General features: G+C 55.3%; 14 protein-coding genes, 1 tRNA gene and 1 pseudogene. 5 read left to right on the forward strand and 11 right to left on the reverse strand.

What is annotated here, in order from left to right:
* Positions 1 to 62 precede the first annotated feature (62 nt).
* Complete coding sequence (locus tag GGR95_RS15310) at positions 63 to 593, reverse strand: hypothetical protein (protein WP_184567411.1); 531 nt, start codon at positions 591 to 593, stop codon at positions 63 to 65.
* 406 nt (positions 594 to 999) lie between these two features.
* Between GGR95_RS15310 and GGR95_RS15315 the strand changes: the two are divergent.
* A pseudogene (locus GGR95_RS15315) lies at positions 1,000 to 1,954 on the forward strand (IS5 family transposase).
* Between the two features lie 134 nt (positions 1,955 to 2,088).
* On the opposite strand, the gene GGR95_RS15320 reads toward GGR95_RS15315, so the two are convergent.
* From GGR95_RS15320 to GGR95_RS15345, 6 genes are all read right to left on the reverse strand, one after another.
* Complete coding sequence (locus GGR95_RS15320; protein WP_184567413.1) at positions 2,089 to 2,412, reverse strand: hypothetical protein; 324 nt, start codon at positions 2,410 to 2,412, stop codon at positions 2,089 to 2,091.
* Between the two features lie 78 nt (positions 2,413 to 2,490).
* On the reverse strand, positions 2,491 to 3,972 hold the full coding sequence (locus GGR95_RS15325) for a site-specific integrase (RefSeq protein ID WP_184567415.1): 1,482 nt from the start codon (positions 3,970 to 3,972) through the stop codon (positions 2,491 to 2,493).
* A 325-nt stretch (positions 3,973 to 4,297) separates the two neighbouring features.
* Positions 4,298 to 4,372: transfer RNA gene (locus tag GGR95_RS15330), tRNA-Gln, on the reverse strand.
* Positions 4,373 to 4,445: 73 nt separating this feature from the next.
* The gene (locus GGR95_RS15335) at positions 4,446 to 5,771 is read right to left on the reverse strand and encodes a mechanosensitive ion channel family protein (protein WP_184567417.1); all 1,326 of its coding nucleotides are present in this window, start codon (positions 5,769 to 5,771) and stop codon (positions 4,446 to 4,448) included.
* Positions 5,772 to 5,868: 97 nt separating this feature from the next.
* Entirely contained in the window at positions 5,869 to 6,858 is a 990-nt protein-coding gene (locus GGR95_RS15340; protein ID WP_184567419.1) for an NADPH:quinone reductase, read from the reverse strand.
* Positions 6,859 to 6,922: 64 nt separating this feature from the next.
* Positions 6,923 to 7,474, reverse strand: a complete 552-nt coding sequence (locus GGR95_RS15345; protein WP_184567421.1) for an SH3 domain-containing protein — start codon at positions 7,472 to 7,474, stop codon at positions 6,923 to 6,925.
* Positions 7,475 to 7,604: 130 nt separating this feature from the next.
* Here GGR95_RS15345 and GGR95_RS15350 point away from each other — a divergent pair, with 130 nt between their 5' ends.
* From GGR95_RS15350 to GGR95_RS15365, 4 genes are all read left to right on the forward strand, one after another.
* Complete coding sequence (locus GGR95_RS15350) at positions 7,605 to 8,591, forward strand: 2-hydroxyacid dehydrogenase (RefSeq protein ID WP_184567423.1); 987 nt, start codon at positions 7,605 to 7,607, stop codon at positions 8,589 to 8,591.
* Between the two features lie 96 nt (positions 8,592 to 8,687).
* Positions 8,688 to 10,439, forward strand: coding sequence for a gamma-glutamyltransferase (gene ggt, locus GGR95_RS15355; protein ID WP_184567425.1), 1,752 nt, complete (start codon positions 8,688 to 8,690; stop codon positions 10,437 to 10,439).
* A gap of 4 nt (positions 10,440 to 10,443) precedes the next feature.
* On the forward strand, positions 10,444 to 11,844 hold the full coding sequence (locus tag GGR95_RS15360) for an FAD-binding oxidoreductase (protein ID WP_184567427.1): 1,401 nt from the start codon (positions 10,444 to 10,446) through the stop codon (positions 11,842 to 11,844).
* A 115-nt stretch (positions 11,845 to 11,959) separates the two neighbouring features.
* Positions 11,960 to 14,452 carry a GcvT family protein gene (locus tag GGR95_RS15365; protein WP_184567429.1) on the forward strand — a complete coding sequence of 831 codons (2,493 nt, stop codon included), beginning with the start codon at positions 11,960 to 11,962 and terminating at the stop codon, positions 14,450 to 14,452.
* A gap of 46 nt (positions 14,453 to 14,498) precedes the next feature.
* Here the strand turns inward: GGR95_RS15365 and GGR95_RS15370 are convergent, their stop codons facing one another.
* From GGR95_RS15370 to GGR95_RS15385, 4 genes are read right to left on the reverse strand one after another with little or no spacing between them, the layout of a single operon-like run.
* Positions 14,499 to 15,284 (reverse strand): glycoside hydrolase family 25 protein, encoded by a 786-nt coding sequence (locus GGR95_RS15370; protein WP_184567430.1) that lies wholly within the window; start codon positions 15,282 to 15,284, stop codon positions 14,499 to 14,501.
* A complete protein-coding gene (locus GGR95_RS15375) occupies positions 15,281 to 15,928 on the reverse strand; it encodes a DUF938 domain-containing protein (RefSeq protein ID WP_184567432.1) in 648 nt (215 codons plus the stop codon). The genes GGR95_RS15370 and GGR95_RS15375 overlap by 4 nt, the downstream gene beginning before the upstream one ends.
* Positions 15,925 to 17,001 (reverse strand): NAD(P)/FAD-dependent oxidoreductase, encoded by a 1,077-nt coding sequence (locus tag GGR95_RS15380; protein WP_184567435.1) that lies wholly within the window; start codon positions 16,999 to 17,001, stop codon positions 15,925 to 15,927. The genes GGR95_RS15375 and GGR95_RS15380 overlap by 4 nt, the downstream gene beginning before the upstream one ends.
* Entirely contained in the window at positions 16,998 to 17,933 is a 936-nt protein-coding gene (locus tag GGR95_RS15385) for an aldo/keto reductase (protein ID WP_184567437.1), read from the reverse strand. Before GGR95_RS15385 ends, GGR95_RS15380 begins: the two co-directional genes overlap by 4 nt.
* Between the last annotated feature and the right edge of the window lie 47 nt (positions 17,934 to 17,980).

A 17,980-nucleotide genomic window follows, 5' to 3' on the forward strand; every position in this document is an offset into this window, starting at 1 on the left:
TGGCGAAATTCGTCCGTCCGTTTCAGTCCCATAGTTTATCTCCTTTGTTACAGTAAATGCTATCAAAGGAGCGGCATCAAACCGCGACAGGTCCAATAGGATCCGTTGTTGTCGGCAAGATCGACGATCCATTGCGCATCCGTTCCGCCGGAGGGGAACATTCGAAGGCTACTTGAGCCGTCGTTATTTGTTAATATTTGGGCAACGGTTTTGGTTGCAAGTGTCTTAGAGCTGGCGGAGGGGGCCAAAGCGATTGTCCAAAGTATCGGGCTGTGGTCCGGCAGCCCAGGGATCGGCAAATATGCCCTGCCTTGGGTTAGGTGCGACGAAGCAATCATGATTAATTGCCAAAGGGGCAATGTGTAACTGGTATCAGTATCGTCAAAGAAGCGGAGCAATCGCTCTAAATACGATCCTTTTGGTATCAGCGGGGCGATCGAAAGCGCTTCTGGGCGCTCTTTGAACTTCAACATGGCAATGAGTTCATCGCATTCTTTTTGATTTAGAGGACGTTTTCTACCGTTTTCGTAAACTTTCATTTCGGAGAAAAGTTGATCGTGGTATTGGTTCGTCTTCTTCTTGGTGTTTGTCATATTCTGCACTTCTCGTTGGTTTTGTTGTGCAGGCGACTTGGGTACGATTTATTTTGACGAATAATTGGTTTGATTGCTTTTTTGATAGCCTTGGCCGACAGCCGACACTTTAGTCAATACATTGACTTAAAACGAAAATATTGAGATTTGAGAGCCGACAAAGCGCCGACAAAATAAATACTTATGAAGGCCATAAGATTGCCCATCCAAAAATATTGTTCAATTGTGTAACTCTATAAGCATTTCCTGTTCGGGAAAAAGCCTCATAGATGGCATCGTTAGGGCTTTGTTGCACAAATCAGTTGATGGGATTCACTGTATGAATCCGGTGTGGTAGCTGGAGAGAATGAGCAGCTGGACACCGACGACTTACAAGACCAAGAACTGGTCAGACTACAACTAAGCCCTGAAGCAGCGCGGTTCGCTATCGATCTGGTTTGACGCGGAAATGGTGTGGGATGCGACACCATCTGGCCAGAGGGGACGTCAGCAGGCCTACAGTGATGCGGTGATACAAGCCTGCCTGACCACTGCCCGGCAGGGCATTGCAAAGCAATGTCCCGAGAGGGGCTCAAGGTTCTGTTTGGATTGCCCTTGAGGCAGACTACGGGGTTTGTCGGAAGTCTGCTGGAATTGGCCGGGCTGAACTGGACAGTGCCAAACTTCAGCACTTTGTGTCGACGGCAGAGAACGTTATCGGTCGCGATCCCATTCCGGGGCTCATCGGGGCCCTTGCACCTTCTGATAGATAGCACAGGCATCAAGGCGGAGGGCGAAGGTGAATGGAACGCCCGTAAACATGGCGGCCCTAAACGTCGCCTTTGGCGCAAAATCCACATCGGGATCGATGAGGAAACACTAGAGGTACGTGCCGTCGAGGTCACGAGTAGCAGCATCGGTGATGCCCCTATGTTACCTGACTTACTCGATCAGATCCCACCGGACGAAGAGATTGGCAGTGTCACTGGAGATGGGGCCTACGACACCCGCAAATGCCACGATGCGATTGCAGCCCGCAATGCCTATGCTGTCATTCCACCGCGCAAGAATGCGAAGTTATGGAAATCTGACACACCCGGAGCCAGGGCACGAAACGAAGCAGTTCGATCCTCAAAGTACCTTGGCCGCTCACTGTGGCGGCAAGTCACCGGATACCACCGCCGAAGCCGCGTCGAAACCAAACCTCTCGGGATCATGCTGCGCATAACCCTGCCAGTCAGTGGATGCATTGTCTGAAACTACTGGGGCAATCGCTCATGGCCCGCGACTTCGATCGTCAGGTCGCAGAGATCCAAATCCGGGCCGCGATCCTCAACGGCTTCACTGCACTTGGCATTCCGAAGACCGAAACCGCAGGCTAAATCCGTCCGGGGTCAGGGGAAGTCCAACCCCAGCCTGATTTGTGCAACAAAGCCCATCGTTAGCATACTATAAAACCCCGAGAGCAATGCCTTCGGGGTCTTGTAGTTAGATTGTTTTAGTAGAGGTGGAGGGGTTAAGCTAAAGCTTGAAAATGCTCAAATGCAGCTCGTTTCCTTACGTTGCTCGGCAGGACTAGAGAATGTTCTGCCACAATGGTGTGCAAGCCTTTTGCTGCCTCGCGGAGAGCATCAGTTGAACAACCGACTTGCCTTTCAAAACTGAAGACCGGTTTTTCGTGATCTGGATCTTGAATTATGATTGTGGCGGCTTCTGAGGTATCGGTCAGAGTGATATTGACTTGTAACGAACTCATTTGGGCAAGATTGCAGCCCAGGACAGTTGGGAACCCGTATCCAATCCTATTTCCGATTTCCAACTTAAAATCAGCAAGATCCACTGCTTTTTTGAGGTCTTTGGTTTTGTGCGCCGTGTAGTGGATGTTAAGGATACTTCCGTGACTGTGACCAGCTATTGCCTACCGTTGACCATCTTGGACATCAGCCTCGCGTAGCATGCTCGAGAATGTTTTTCGAAGCGCGTAGAAATCTTCATTAAAAGCTCTGAGATCGAGTTTTTCGAGAATGCGAACAAAATGCTTTCCAAAGGCACTTGATGCAGCATTCACCTCTGACCGACACGCGGCCTCTGGAAATAGCAGCGGTCCGTGCTCGTCCGTGAGGCTTTGAAACCATTGCATAAAGCCGAGATCTAGCAATATTTGCGGCAGGGGGATCACCCTCTGGCTGTCCTCTGTTTTGATCGATTGCTCGGGCGCTGTTCCTATGGCTAAACAATAGGTTCCGTTGCGATATCTCACATCTTTGCGTCTAAGTAGTGTGATTTCTTCGATACGCGTGCCCAGTGATAAAACGATGAGGGGAATCCAGTAGGTCGCGTCGCGGATGATGACACTCCCGGGTTTCCAGCGGCGGTGTTTGGATGCGCATCCTGTGTAAATTGGGGAGGTTAAAAATTTAGCAAGCCGTTCTTCCGACCATGTCACCCGGATTTTGGGCTTGGTTACTCGGACATAAAGCGCATCATTTGGAATGTTGGCTTTAATCACATTTTCTATAATTTTATAGGGGAGCGCGACTGGCGGCTCGATGCCCAGATCACCCGCACCTTTGAAAATGCGGTTCAGGCTATCTCTGAGCTTTCTGATGTTGGCTATTGTCACCCGAGGTGTGAGCTCTTCGGCTAACAAGGATCTTTTTTCAGGGGTGGAAATGTCATTGCGGCCCCTAATCCTTTCTGTGACTGCAAAATCATGTGCGTCGGCTTCGGAAATCTCAAAGTTCTTGGTGATTACCTTGGCGTGAGAGTTATAGCGGTTCTTGCCGTGTGACTTTCCGTGCTTTCGAGGCAGCCGCGAGAGCCATACAAAGAACTCTATCTGTCTTTCTTTGTGGATTGAAGCGACTGGGACATCTCCGAAGAATTCTGTCGCGAGCCTGCCAATGCCATTGATGTTCGGCCTCATTGAAACTGTTGGGTAGTTCTTCAGTGTTTGTTCCCAGGCGTGCGATATCAGGACAGGTGCTTTTACGAATTCTTCAAGGGGTGTGGACCCGTGCTCTTCGAGCATGCCTTTTGTCGCCTGGTTGATATCGTCGCCGTCCAACACAGCCATCTCGACTTCATTAAGTCGGCGTTTGAGGGAAATGGCCTGACGTCCAAGATCACTTGTCGTGGGCTTTGGTAGGACGATTGAGGTGAGCGCACTGGCCTTTGTAAGGGGGGTCTGCACGTTATCCCACTTTCCGCGTCTTGCCTCGCGTCGTAGGGCCGCGTTCTCTGCTTCCAGAGCTTCAATTCGCGCATCCAGTTCACAGTCTTCCCAATTTGAGAAGTCTTGCTGCTTGGAAAGCAATTGACCCAATTCGTCTCTCAACATTTCCGTCAGCAGAATTCTTGCTTCGCTTGGGGACAGGGTGTTGTTTGTTATGGCATCCACGATTTTTAGTTCCTCTCTCTCGTAGACCGTAAGCAGCGCAGCTGCGCGTTTTACGGCGTCGAAAGGGAGGTCGGTGCGTAATGAGAGACGCAAAAAATGGTTGGATCCCTTTTTTGAGATTTTTCTTGGTAGTCTCTTCAGGAAATAAAAAATTTGGCCCCGCCGTATGAGGAAGGGGGCGGCAGAGTGCTTCGACCAATGCTTGAGGTATCTGTTTGTGACTGTGGGGTGTATCCCACTGTGTATCTCACCTTGAGGCAGGTGGGATACCGCTTTGGCGTGAAGTGCCGAAAAGCTCTTATTTATTGCTGATTTAGAGGAAGAATGGCTGGGGTGGTAGGATTCGAACCTACGGTACACGCTACCAAAAAGCGTTGCCTTACCGCTTGGCTACACCCCAACTTGGGGGCTTCATAGGCGGGGATTGCGCGGGGTGCAAGACGTTTTTTGTCAAAATTTTGCATATCCGGCAGTTATTCTTGCTCTGCGTTTGTGCGCAGCAAATCTATTTGTTCTCCTGCACGTTCCTGATCAACAATTCGGCTGAGTTGTTCATCCTCCACGGCATCGACCTCGCGGGCAGGCGGGGCTTGCATATCAGGGCCTTCAGGATCTGATATGGCTGATTTTGTGGGTTGGAGCTGAGAAGGGTCCAGGCCGCCCTCGTGCAGCAGGCGGTAGGCCGGTGCTTGGGCGCCAATGGCTGCGGTGTCATATGCAGCCTGCACCAATCGTATCGCCTCGGAGCGGGCAAGCACGATGCTGGTTTCGTTTTGGTTTATCCACGCGGCCATGCCCATCGTGACCGAGCTGTCATCAACTGATTCTATCCATGCGGAAGCATGGGGGTCATCCAGAACAAAGGGCAGGGCCTCTAATGTGGACAGAGCCAGTGCTTGTGCATGGGCCAGATCGGCCTCGGGCGCGACTCCCAGCGAAAACGTGAAGCGACGTTCCGCGTTGCGAGAGAAGTTCACGATCCGGCTTTTGAACACGGTTGAATTTGGAATTCGGATTTGATTGCCGTCAAAGCTGAGCAGGATTGTTGCGCGAGATGTCAGGCGAATAACCTTGCCAGTGTCGCCTTCAATCTCAACCGTGTCATTGGGGCGAAAGGGTTGGCGGATGGACAGCATGATAGAGGCGATAAAGTTTTCAACCGTATCTTTTACCGCAAAGCCAATGGCGAGGCCGACAATACCCGCCGCGCCAAGGATGCCCGACAAAAGAGCCGTTGCATTCAGGATGTCCAATGCCGCGACGAGGCCGCCAATCACAAACACCAGCCGCACAATCTGGCGGTAAATGTCGGCGATGAATGCATTCGGAGCCAGCCGCTCCCAAGGTTGTTTACGCCGCGCGAGGGCAAAGCCCAGTAAAATAATCAGTAAAAATAGGGATAGGGCAATCATCGCCAGCGGTAAAAACGCGATCATCTGACGGGCGCGGATCAAGAAACGTTCAACCGCTGGGTTGAGGCGTTGAACAACATCGGTTGTCTCGGTGACTTCATTTTCGATGGCCACCACACCTTCCACGCGGCCGACCAATTCGGCAAGCCGTTGGGCTGTAGGCATGTCCAATGTGTTACCGCGCAAGGTCACAATGCCGGAACTGACGGTCACGGTGATATCGTCAAACCCTTCCAACTCACCCAGAATCCCACGGATTCGGTTGGCCATCGCTGCGTCTTGCGTTGCGCTGTCGTCGATGGTGATGGTGCCAGTGGGTTGGCTGACGGTCTGCGACTGGGCGCTAAGCGGCAGCAGCAGGCAGATCAATAGGACAGCAATGCGCATGAAATCTCACAATGGGAAAAGCTATAAAATAACGGGGTGGTCAATGGCACCAAAGTGTAGGACCACCCCGCATTTTATGCAAACCCTGTAGGTGTGACTAGCTGCAATCAACAAGGATTGCGCCCGCACGCGCACCTTTTAACACGGCATCATGGGCCGCTGCGCAATCGTGCAAGGGAAACACTTTTTCAACGGGGCACGTCAATGCGCCTGCGGCGAGGGCGTCGTGCAGGCGTGTGATCCGTTCAAGGCGCTTTTCCAGCGGTAGGAGATAAATCAGAATGATGTCGATTGTGGCGGCTTTGAACAGCAAGGGGCCAAAAGGCAAGGTCGGGGACATTTCGATCTGCGATCCATAGGCTGCTATTGTGCCATTAGGTGCGATTGTTTCTGCGTTCATCACAACATTCGCACCGAACTCGACCTCAAGGATACGGTCAACGGGTGCGCCAGCGTTGGCTGCCAGAATGTCCTCTGACAGGGTCTCTGAACGGTAGTCGAGGATTGTTTCAGCGCCAGCGGCTTTCACGCGGTCTACGTCACGGGCGCTGCATGTCGCGATGACCTTCGCGCCGCCCCAAACGGCCAGCTGCACGGCCAGATAGCCTACGGTGCCGCCTGCACCGGAGATGAGCAAAGTTTGGCCCGTCACGTCACCACCGCCAAAGACTGCTTCGGCAGCTGTCAGGCCTGGAATGCCCAGGATTGCGCCTGTCTCAAAGCGGACTGCGTCGGGCAATGCGACGGCTTGCTCGGCAGGTAGGGTGATATGGGTGGAGGCGGTGCCAAATGCACGTTGCCATTGGCCGTTCCAAATCCAGACGCGGGTGCCAATGCGCGAGGCGTCTACACCTTGGCCAACAGCTTCGATAACGCCGGCCCCATCGCTGTGCGGGACAACTTGCGGAAATGCGGGTTTGAGAACACCGGGTCTGCTGCCTGCCCGCGCCTTGATATCCGACGGGTTTACGCCAGAGAACACCATCCGAACCGTGACTTCGCCAGCGGCTGGCGCGGGTGTGTCGATAGTTTTGAGTTCAAGTACATCGGCGGCGGTGCCGAAACGACTATAGGAAATGGATTGCATTGGCGGTTGTCCTTTGGATCAAGCATTGAATTTGCACAATGATCCGTAAGGTGCCGAGGTTCAATCAGTCAAAAACTTCCTGTGGGCGGACACCCCATAGACGGGCTTTGGGTGCCCAGCCTTTGAACCCACCAGAGCGAAGATAACACCATTCAGGGTTACATTCACTGACCCGTGCAACCACGCCCATCTCCAGCGCGGCTGTGACCAGCGAGGAAGGGTCGGGACGCGCATGAAGTGTAAGCATGTCTTTTTCGACCAGCACGGTACGGGTCCCTGACAAAAGCGAGTAGTGAATCCAGCCGCCCATACCGTCGCGGTCTTCTACGCGGCGCCAGTTGCCATATTCAGCGGTGATACGTAGCGGCATGTCGCGGCGTTTAAAGACCCAATCAATGCGATGCGTCAGAGATGGCCCGCGCCGCACGTTACCTTCCGACGCCTTCAGAGAGACGAATCGGGGAATGGGTCTGTTTGTGACCTGACCTGTCTCAACGCTCGCTGTGATGACAACCTCGCTATCAGCTAGAACAGGTGTTCCAAAGCCGACAGAGAGGATAACGGCAAGCGTGCCGAAGAGGCCCACGCATGTGTTGCGCAATTTTGATCTGTTCATGATGTGCTGCCTGCACTGAATTTTATTTTTGTGGTCTTGCTCTTGGAACGCGCGGGGTTCTTGTGCCTCGTCGCGTACTGGTACACCATGTGCCTAGAAAATGCCAAACGCCAAGACCGGAGATTGAATTATGTCAAAACAACAACTGAGTGTTGTAGTCACGCGACGGTTGCCAGAGGTCGTCGAGACGCGACTGGCCGAATTATTCGATGTGCGCCTGCGCGACACCGAAAGCCCCATGACCCGTAGCGAGCTTGCTGAGGCAATTAAAACTTGTGATGTTTTGGTGCCTACCATCACGGATCAGATAGACAACGCGCTGATTTCCCAAGCGGGCGGGCGGCTCAAGCTGATAGCAAATTATGGTGCAGGGGTGGATCACATTGATGTCGCCACAGCGCGGCAGCAGGGGATTCTGGTTTCTAATACGCCGGGCGTGCTGACGGAAGACACCGCGGATATGACGATGGCATTGCTGATGGCAGTGACGCGGCGGATGCCGGAAGGCATGGCAAAGATGCAAAAAGGCGAGTGGGACGGCTGGGCGCCTAATGCGCTATTGGGCGGACGAATCTCGGGCCGCCGTTTGGGTATCCTTGGCATGGGTCGCATCGGGCAGGCTGTGGCGCGCCGTGCGGCGGCCTTTGGGATGCAGATCCATTACCACAACCGCCGCCGCCTGCGCCCCGAGACCGAACAGCAGTTGCAAGCGACCTATTGGGAGAGCCTCGACCAGATGGTGGCGCGGATGGATGTGATCTCGGTCAATTGTCCCCATACGCCTTCGACCTTCCATCTGATGAATGCGCGACGTCTGAAGTTGATGAAACCTGACGCGGTGATTGTGAACACCTCGCGGGGCGAAGTGATTGACGAAAACGCACTCACGCGGATGCTCCGTGCAGGAGAGCTGAAAGGCGCAGGGCTGGATGTCTATGAACACGGCGTAGAGATCAATCCACGTTTGCGCGAACTGGATAACGTTGTGTTGCTGCCGCATATGGGGTCTGCGACGCTGGAGGGCCGTATCGAGATGGGTGAGAAAGTGATCATCAACATCAAGACCTTTGATGATGGCCACCGCCCACCGGATCAGGTTGTTCCATCGATGCTTTGACACGACAGTTTGTTATGCGGTGAAAGTGGTTCATTTTTGAGGAAACTATAAACCAAGATAGGAAATGCGGTGCGTGGAATTCTGATAGGACTGTGTATGGCGGCGGCAAGTGCCGCTGGGGCGCAACAAGCGGCGGATGCTGTGGCACCCGAGGTCGCCAGTGCGGGCGCATTTGAGAGCTTGTCACCACAGATCACGCAAGCGCTGCAAACAAAGGCCGCAGGCAAACCAGTCGAGGCCAAAAACTGGATGGTGGTTGCCGCCAATCCCTATGCGGTAAAGGCGGGTTCAGATGTTCTGGCCGCAGGCGGAACGGCTGCTGATGCGCTGGTGGCCGTGCAGGTCATGTTGGGATTGGTCGAGCCGCAAAGCTCGGGCCTTGGCGGCGGCGCATTTCTGGTTTGGTATGATGCAAAGAGCGGCGAACTCACTACTTTTGACGGACGCGAAACCGCGCCGCTGGCTGTAACGCCGCAACTGTTTCAGGATGCCGAGGGTGCCCCGCTGAAGTTTTTTGACGCCGTTGTAGGCGGGCGGTCCGTTGGTGTGCCGGGCACACCTGCCTTGCTGGCAGAGGTACACGCGCGCTATGGGAACCGTGATTGGGCAAGCCTGCTGGCCCCTGCAATCGGCCTTGCCGAGAGTGGTTTCCCTGTGTCGCCGCGTTTGGCGCAATTGGTTGCCGAAGATGCGTCAAAACTGGCAAGCTCCGCCACCACTGCTAATTACTTCCTGCCTTCGGGTGTTGGGATTGCTGCGGGTTCGACCTTGGTAAATGCCGCCTATGCGCAAACTCTCAGAACGTTGAGTACGCAGGGCGTAGATGCATTCTATTCCGGCGATCTCGCTGGGGATATTGTGGCAGCGGTACAAGGCGCAAAGGGAAATCCGGGCGTGCTCTCCGAAGTGGATATGGCGATCTACCGCGTCAAAGAACGCCCCGCAGTTTGCGCCCCATACCGCTCATATGACGTGTGTGGCATGGGCCCGCCCTCGTCAGGGGCCATTGCCGTGGGCCAGACCCTTGGGATGCTGGAGGGGTATGACCTGAGCGCGGGACCGAACGATATCACCGTGCGCCGCCTGATCGGAGATGCGTCGCGCTTGGCATTTGCGGACCGTGGGCGTTACGTGGCGGATAGTGACTATGTGCCCGTACCTGTCAGCGGGTTGTTAGACCCTGCATATCTGGCTGAACGCGCGACCTTGCTGACAGGAGAGACAGCTTTGGCCGAGGTGACAGCGGGCCAGCCCGAATTTGATCACGCGCTGAATTGGGCTGCGGATACATCACTCGAACTGCCCTCGACCTCGCATATCTCAATTGTGGACGCGGCGGGTAATGTCGCCTCGATGACGGCGTCCATCGAAAACGGATTTGGTAGCAGGCTGATGGTTGGTGGGTTTATGCTCAATAACGAACTGACAGATTTCTCTTTTCGCAGCCATACAAGCGGGGTCCCGATTGCCAACCGTGTCGAACCTGGGAAACGGCCACGGTCGTCTATGGCCCCGACGATTGTAATGAAAGACGGCGCGCCTGTGATCGTTGCAGGGTCGCCAGGCGGCAGCCGGATCATTGGCTATACCGCGCAGGCACTGGTTGCCATGATAGATTGGGGGTTGGACCCCCAAGCCGCAACGGCGCTGCCACATGCGGTCAATCGCTTTGGGACCTATGACCTTGAGGAAGGCACCGCTGCTGAAAACCTAGCGGAAGGGCTGGCAGCGGTTGGGTATGAGACAAAAACAGGCGCGATGACATCTGGCCTGCACTTAATATCAATAGGCGACACGCTTTCCGGCGGGGCAGATCCCCGTCGTGAAGGCATCGCAATAGGAGAATAGGCCGATGGTTCAGGCAACAGGACTTGCACGCAACGAAGACGGGATTGCTGCGGCTCTGGGTATTCTCAAGCAGCAGTTCGGTGAACAGCTCCAAACGGGGGCGTCAATCCGTGAGCAGCACGCGCATACAACCACATGGATCGTAAATCAGCCGCCAGACGCGGTGATTTTTGCGCGCTCAACCCAAGATGTATCCGATGTGGTCAAGGTTTGTGCAGCACACCGCGTGCCGATCATTCCTTTCGGTGCAGGCACGTCATTGGAGGGGCATGTTAACGCACCTGCGGGCGGGATCAGCATCGACATGAGCCAGATGAACAAAGTGCTAGAGGTCAACGCAGGTGATCTGGATTGCCGGGTGCAGCCGGGTGTGACGCGGATGGCGCTGAATACGCATTTGCGCGATCAAGGTCTGTTTTTCCCGATTGATCCGGGTGCGGATGCCAGCATTGGCGGCATGTCAGCCACGCGGGCCTCTGGTACCAATGCGGTGCGCTACGGTACGATGAAAGACAATGTGCTGAGCCTTGAAGTCGTGATGCCGAATGGAGAAGTTATCCGCACCGCCAGCCGAGCGCGCAAATCCTCGGCGGGGTATGATCTGACGCGGTTGATGGTTGGCTCGGAAGGGACATTGGGGATCATCACCGAGGTAACGCTGCGTTTGCAAGGCATCCCCGAAGCGATTTCCGCTGCAAGCTGTTCCTTTCCCACCGTTGAGGCAGCCTGCCAGACTGTGATGGCGGTGATCCAATATGGTTTGCCTGTCGCGCGGATTGAATTGCTGGATGCTTTGGTCGTCAAAGCAGTGAACGGCTATTCCAAACTGACATTGCCCGAAACTCCGTTGTTGTTATTGGAATTCCACGGCTCGGATGCAGGCGTGTCCGAGCAGGCCGAGACGTTCGGCACATTGGCAGAAGAGTTCGGCGGAACCGGCTATGCTGCGACGACCACGGTCGAGGAGCGGACCAAACTATGGCAGGCACGCCATGATGCTTATTGGGCAATGTTCACGCTGCGTCCGGGCTGCAAAGCTGTTGCCACGGACGTCTGTGTCCCGATCTCAAAACTTGCCGAAGCGGTGGGGGGTGCGAATGACAAAGCGGCCGAGCTGGGTCTGCTTGCGCCGATTGTCGGCCACGCGGGGGATGGCAATTTCCATGCCTCTGTTTTGGTGGATATGGACGATGCTGAAGATGTCTCACGGGCGGAAACCTATGTGAGTTGGCTTAATCAAAATGCAATTTCTCTGGGCGGAACCTGCACGGGGGAACACGGGATCGGGCAGGGGAAACGGCCCTATCTGGTGAAAGAACTGGGCGGCGCTGTGGGCGTGATGGAAACCATCAAAGCCGCACTTGATCCCGATGGCATCATGAACCCCGGTAAAATTCTGCCCTAGCTGCCGCTGCGTTTTCCCGTTTGGTCGGTTTTCTGCTCTGTCTTGTCGTGAGTTGCCCGCGCAATTTGATTGTGCGGGTTACAACGGTGGAAAATGCGCAAAAGGGAATCGTGTCATGAAAACTCAAGTCAAAGCATTGGTTGTGGGCGGCGGCGCCGTAGGGACTTCGATTGCCTATCATCTGGCGCGTGCGGGCTGGGCTGACGTGATGCTGCTGGAGCGTGATGAGCTTACATCAGGTTCTACTTGGCATGCGGCGGGGCTATTGCCCTATTTCAACATGTCTTTTGCCACGACCCATATTCACGATTATTCCATCAAGTTCTACAAAACACTTGAGGAAGAAACCGGACTGAACGCGGGCTTTGCCGTTGTGGGCAACCTGCGCATGGCACAAACAGATGCGCGGATGGACGAGTACATGCTCTACGCCTCCACCGCCGAGACTTGCGGCGTGCCTTATCAATGGATGACACCGGATGAGGTTAAGGCGAAGTGGCCCTTGATCCGTACCGAAGACCTGAAAGGCGCACTGTACCACCAGACCGACGGTTATATTAATCCCGCCGATGTGACCATGGCGATGGCCAAAGGCGCACGTCAACGGGGCGTGGTGATTGAGCGGAAATGGCAGGCTGATGCGTTCCATTGGAACGGTGAGGCATGGGAAGTGACCGTGACCAAGATGATCGAGAAGGGCGGTAACCTTGTTCCTTCGGATGAACAATTGGTCATCACTGCTGAACATGTCGTGACAGCCTCGGGCAACCACGCGCAGCGCACGGCGCAGATGCTGGGCATCAAAATGCCTGCGATCCCTGTAGAACACCAATTCATTGTGATGGACCAAGACCCCGCGTTGGTGAAATTCCGCGCAGAAGGCAATGTCGAGCATCCGGTGATCCGTGACGCCGATGCGCAATCATATGTGCGCGAAGAACGCGGCGGCTGGATTTTGGGTGTTTATGAAAAAGACGCGCCAGCAGTATTTGAATACGGAGTGCCTGACAGCTTCCGTGCGGATTTGTTCCAACTGGATCTGGACCGCATCGAGGGCCAGTATATGGCGATGAACCACCGTATCCCTACGGCTGAGGATTGCGGGCTAAAGGATGATTTCAACGGGCCGATTTGCTATACGCCAGACGGAAACCCGCTGGTCGGCCCGGCACCGGGCCTGCGCAACATGTGGCTGGCTGAAGGGTTCTCTTTTGGGATTACGGCGGCTGGCGGTACGGGATATTACCTTGCCCAATTGATGGTCCATGGCGAGGCCGAGATCGACATGGCATCGCTTGACCCCAAGCGTTATGGCGAGTGGATGACAACTGAATTTGCAGCCCGCAAAAACGAAGAAGCCTATGAGCATGTCTATATCTTGCACCACCCTGATGAGGAACGCCCTGCCTGCCGTCCGCTGCGCACCTCACCGGCCTATGACCGCCAAGCGGCGCGAGGCGCGCAATTTGGTTGGGTGAATGGATGGGAACGCCCCAACTACTACGCGCCAGTAGGGTTCAACGACCACGACAGCCGCAGCTTCCGCCGGGGAGGTTGGTGGAAATACGCGATGGAAGAAGCAAAAGCCGTGCGTGAAGGTGTTGGCCTTATCGATGCCACTGCATTCACCAAACATGTTATCAAAGGACCAGGGGCGACTGCGTTTCTGGATTGGTTCACCTGCAATAAACTGCCCTCGGTGGGGCGCATCAATCTGACATATGCGCTGACAGGGGCAGGGACTACACGCACCGAATACACCATCGTGCGTCTGGCGCAGGATGAATACTATCTGGTCAGTGCAGGTGCTTGGACGGCTTATGACAGTGACTATTTGCGCAAGGCGATTGAGGATAAAGCGCCTGAATTCGGCTATATCGAATGCCATGACGTAACAACGCAATGGGGTGTTTTTGCCATTGCAGGGCCGAAATCGCGCGATGTGCTGAACGAGGTGGTCAAAGACGCAAACCCCGAAACGGTGCTAAGCAACAAACGGTTTCCTTGGCTGACCATGCGTAACATCGAATTGGGCATGGTCCCTGTGCGTGCGATCCGTGTAGCCTATACAGGCGAATTGGGCTGGGAATTGCACCACCCGATTGAGATGCAAAACCACCTGTTTGATCTGTTGGAAAAGGCAGGCGAGAAACACGGCATGAAGTTGGTGGGCGCGCGCGCGCAAAACTGGCTACGTCAGGAAAAATCATACCGTGCCTTCGGCACAGAGTTGGGCCGCGACGCGACCCCACTAGAGGCCGATCTGCCGCGGTTTGTGAACATGGACAAAGACTTCCACGGCAAGCAGGCCATGATAGACCACGGGATCAAAGCCAAATGTGTGACGCTGCTGATTGACGGGCCAGCAGACGCCGACCCATGGGGCCGTGAAGTCCTGTATCATGGCGACACTCGTGTAGGGCGCCTGACCTCTGGTGGCTATTCCGTTGCTTTTGGAAAATCCATTGGCATGGGCTATGTAAAGCCTGAGACAGCGGTGGTTGGCACTAAGTTGAAGGTCAAAATGTTTGATCAGCTATGGGATGCCGAGGTGGTTGAGGACAGCCCGTATGACCCTAAGAACACAACCATTCGTTTGGATGGTTGAGGGATTTCCCCATCGTGCTACCTGTCGCGATGGGGGATTTTTAATGCTATTTCAGCGTTCGGGTCGCCAGCCATGCGGACCAGTCGGCGGGTGTGCCGGAAAAGGCGTTTAGGTCTACCTCGCCTTTGATGCCGTCGATCAGGCCGGTGGCCGAATACTGCCAGAAACGCCAGCTTTGACCGGGGAATGCCTCGCGCGGGGTTTTGGCGGTTGTTCGCAGCCAGTATTCATAGCCCTTAAAACTCGCCAGTTTGTTTTCCTCATAGAACCGTGGCGTGGTGTAGATGATCGTGCGCTGGCCGTAATGTGCCTCGACGATCTTTAGCCAGCGGCGCATCTCGTCTTGAACCACAGATGCGTCTGGGCGGCGGTGGGCGCAGGTAGGGGAAAACGGGTTCCACTCCATGTCCAAAACAGGTGGTAGCATACCCTTGCTGCGGGGTACATTTTTGATGAACCACTTCGCCTGAACCTCTGGTGAGGTGCAGAAATAGTAAAAGTGATATGCACCGCGTGCGACCCCTGCTTGCCCCGCCCCGCGCCAATGGTCTTGGAACATAGGGTCCAGCAGATCGCCACCTTCGGTGGCTTTTAGAAATGCAAAATTAACACCGTTACGCCGTGCGCTGGACCAGTTGATACTGGTCTGGAACCGTGCGGCATCAATGCCGTGCACACGGTAGCGGGCGGGCGTTGGGCTGTTGAAATTCACGGGTTTCGCGTCTTGGAAGTTAGGCGCAACAGCGGCCCCGATCGGGGCAGGTTTATCGTTGCCCCCGCAAGAGGCGAGCGCCGATAGAAGGAGGATTGCAAGTGTCGCGCGGATTTTCATGGCAGTTCCCGTTTGGCAATAAAGCTGAGGTTATTGGCAGGCATATCGCGGACCTCGTTCAAGCGCAGGCCAGAGGCAGCAAGAACCTGTTTGATCCGAGTGTCATCCTTATACCCGATTTCGGGGTTGGCGGCAGATAATTCGCTGTGAAATTTTGCATCGCCCTCAGAAGTGAACTGGCCCGCGCGCATGAAGGGGCCATAGACCACCAATGTGCCATGGGCGGCGAGGGCGGCTGCCGCTTCGCTTAACACCGTAAGCGCCGCGGCCTGCGGGATCAAATGCAGGAGGTTGCCAAGATAGATCAGATCATAGGCTTCATGGGTCGCGGCCCAGCCTGCTTGTGCGGCATCAAGGTGTTGCGCGGGCAAGATATTTGCTTGGTCAGCAGCGTAGGCGTCGATGCTGATACGGCGTTCGGCGCTGATTTCAGTCGGTTGCCATGTGATCGCAGGCAGGGCAGCGGCCATCGCCAGAACATGCTGGCCTGTGCCCGAAGCGATTTCCAATGCGCGGCCCTGCTTTGGTGCAATTTCTTGCAGCATTTCGACAATCGGCGTGACATTGCGCAGCGCTGAAGGGGCAAGTAATTTGCCGCCCTCTATCGGTGTGGCAATGCTGGCGCTGGGGGGAAGGGCGCTCAAGGGCGGAACCTGTTAGGGCTAAGTTGTGCTACGCTTGCCGCGTCCAATATGGGCGTGCGGCCTGTCACCAGATCAGCCAGCAAGGCCGAAGCGGCAGGGGAGGTTTGGAATCCATATCCGCCTTGACCCGCACACCAGATGAATTCGGGAACTTCGGAGTCACGGCCCAATACCAGCGTGCGATCAGGGGCAAAGCTGCGCAAGCCCGCCCATGTAGCCAGTGGCCTTGTGACTTCCTCTGTCACCATTTGTTGGTAACGGTCCAGACCTTCGGCCAATGTCATATCATCGGCAAAGGCGTCATGGGGATGCGTGGCAACCTCTTCGGCAGGGGATACAAGCAGCGCGCCTGCGTCGGGCTTGGCGTACCATGTTTCGCCCGTGCCAAAGAACATCGGCCATTTGGACGGATCATGCCCCCCCGGTGCGGCGATCCGCGCCATGGAGCGGCGGTGCGGCATAATGCCCAGCGGTGTGACCCCTGCAATGCCCGCCACCAGATCAGCCCAAGCACCTGCCGCATTGACCAATGTAGGCGCGGTGTAATCATCCCCAGCTGCTTTGACGTGCCAGCCGCTGGCGTCTTGGCGGATTTCGGTGACAGTAGCTTGGGTAATGACTTGGCCGCCATTGGCCCGTAATGTGCGGATGAAGTCCTGCATCAATAGATCGGTATCGATGTCAAAAGCCTCGGCATGGTAACCCGCATAACCCAATTTTGCGGCATCCAGAACGGGTACAAGCTTCATCGCCTCGCTGGGCGCGATGGGCTGAACGCCCATGGTTTTGACATCTGCCTGAAAAGCATCTTCATCATCGGCTTGTGCGATAATCAACAAGCCGCGTTGGCTTAGATATCCCCCCTCATTGAAGTAATCCATGCTGGCATGGTTCAAGGCCTGCACAGAAGGTGCGCCGTAATTTTCTTCAATCAAGGCGGCTGAACGGCCCGAGGCATGGTAGCCTGTGGCGCTTTCCATCTCCAAAACGGTGACGTTTGCGTCCACAGACAAACGCGCTGCGGCGGAGAGGCCGGCGATACCGCCTCCAATGACGATGATATCACTATTCATTGCTCTTCGGCCCTATCTGTTGCGGGAGGTGGGGCAGGCACAAGGGCTGCCAATTCGGTGTAAAGATCACTGTGCATTGTGTAATCCAGCGCAGCGAGAGAGGGTGCCAATTGCTCAGCCGAACGGGCTGAAATGATCGGTGTGGGGGCGGTAGGATGTGCCGCCGCCCACGCCACGGCAAGGGTGGCGGAGGCCACGCTTTCACGGGCGGCAATGGTGCTGAGGCCCTCTGCGGCACTGTGCATATGGTCAAATCGGTACCGCGCAGCATATCGTGCATCTTCACTCAGGCGCCCTGTGCCGCCGCTGGCGTATTTGCCTGTCAGCAATCCGCCGCCAAGCGGTGAATAAGGCGCACAGAGCATTCCCATATCTTGCGCCATCGGTAGAATCTCCACCTCGGCTTGACGTTTGACCAGACTATACATCGGTTGGATCAACGCGATTTCCAGATCGAATTTAGCGGCAATTTGGGCGGCTTTGACAGCCTGCCACGCGGCAAAGTTCGAGATACCCACATGGCGAATGATACCTTTGGTCTTCAGATCGGCAAGCGCCTCAAAGCTGTCATGCATGTCGGTGTCAGGATCGAAACGGTGCAGGTAAAGCGCATCAATCACGTCAATCTTCATCCGCTTGCGCGATGTTTCTGCTGAGTTGCGGATGTTTTCGGGGGTGGCGCCGCCTGTATAGGCGGCTTTGGTGGCGATGATCAGGCGGTCGCGGTGGGGTTTGGCCAGTGCGCCCAGCAGCTCTTCTGATGCGCCATCAGTATAGACATGGGCCGTGTCAAAATGGGTAATACCTGCATCCAGTGCCGCCTCAAACATCGCGCGTGAGGCGGTAGCATCGGCGCGGCCCCCGAATTGCATGGTACCAAAAGCAAGGCGGCTAGCGGGGGTGCCATCAAGGCTGGTCAGGGAATTTTTCATACCCTTTTGGTGCCAGCCCTGAAGGCGCTTTGCAATGGGGCGTGTGG

The organism is Sulfitobacter undariae (genome assembly GCF_014196805.1).
In the GTDB taxonomy this organism is placed as follows: Bacteria; Pseudomonadota; Alphaproteobacteria; order Rhodobacterales; family Rhodobacteraceae; genus Sulfitobacter; species Sulfitobacter undariae.

What these genes read in the sequence shown, in the direction of transcription:
- GGR95_RS15310 (WP_184567411.1), bottom strand. Translation starts at nt 593, where the DNA reads ATGACAAACACCAAGAAGAAGACGAACCAATACCACGATCAACTTTTC.
- GGR95_RS15335 (WP_184567417.1), bottom strand. Translation starts at nt 5,771, where the DNA reads ATGCGCATTGCTGTCCTATTGATCTGCCTGCTGCTGCCGCTTAGCGCC.
- GGR95_RS15340 (WP_184567419.1), bottom strand. Translation starts at nt 6,858, where the DNA reads ATGCAATCCATTTCCTATAGTCGTTTCGGCACCGCCGCCGATGTACTT.
- GGR95_RS15345 (WP_184567421.1), bottom strand. Translation starts at nt 7,474, where the DNA reads ATGAACAGATCAAAATTGCGCAACACATGCGTGGGCCTCTTCGGCACG.
- GGR95_RS15350 (WP_184567423.1), top strand. Translation starts at nt 7,605, where the DNA reads ATGTCAAAACAACAACTGAGTGTTGTAGTCACGCGACGGTTGCCAGAG.
- ggt (WP_184567425.1), top strand. Translation starts at nt 8,688, where the DNA reads ATGGCGGCGGCAAGTGCCGCTGGGGCGCAACAAGCGGCGGATGCTGTG.
- GGR95_RS15360 (WP_184567427.1), top strand. Translation starts at nt 10,444, where the DNA reads ATGGTTCAGGCAACAGGACTTGCACGCAACGAAGACGGGATTGCTGCG.
- GGR95_RS15365 (WP_184567429.1), top strand. Translation starts at nt 11,960, where the DNA reads ATGAAAACTCAAGTCAAAGCATTGGTTGTGGGCGGCGGCGCCGTAGGG.
- GGR95_RS15370 (WP_184567430.1), bottom strand. Translation starts at nt 15,284, where the DNA reads ATGAAAATCCGCGCGACACTTGCAATCCTCCTTCTATCGGCGCTCGCC.
- GGR95_RS15380 (WP_184567435.1), bottom strand. Translation starts at nt 17,001, where the DNA reads ATGAATAGTGATATCATCGTCATTGGAGGCGGTATCGCCGGCCTCTCC.
- GGR95_RS15385 (WP_184567437.1), bottom strand. Translation starts at nt 17,933, where the DNA reads ATGAAAAATTCCCTGACCAGCCTTGATGGCACCCCCGCTAGCCGCCTT.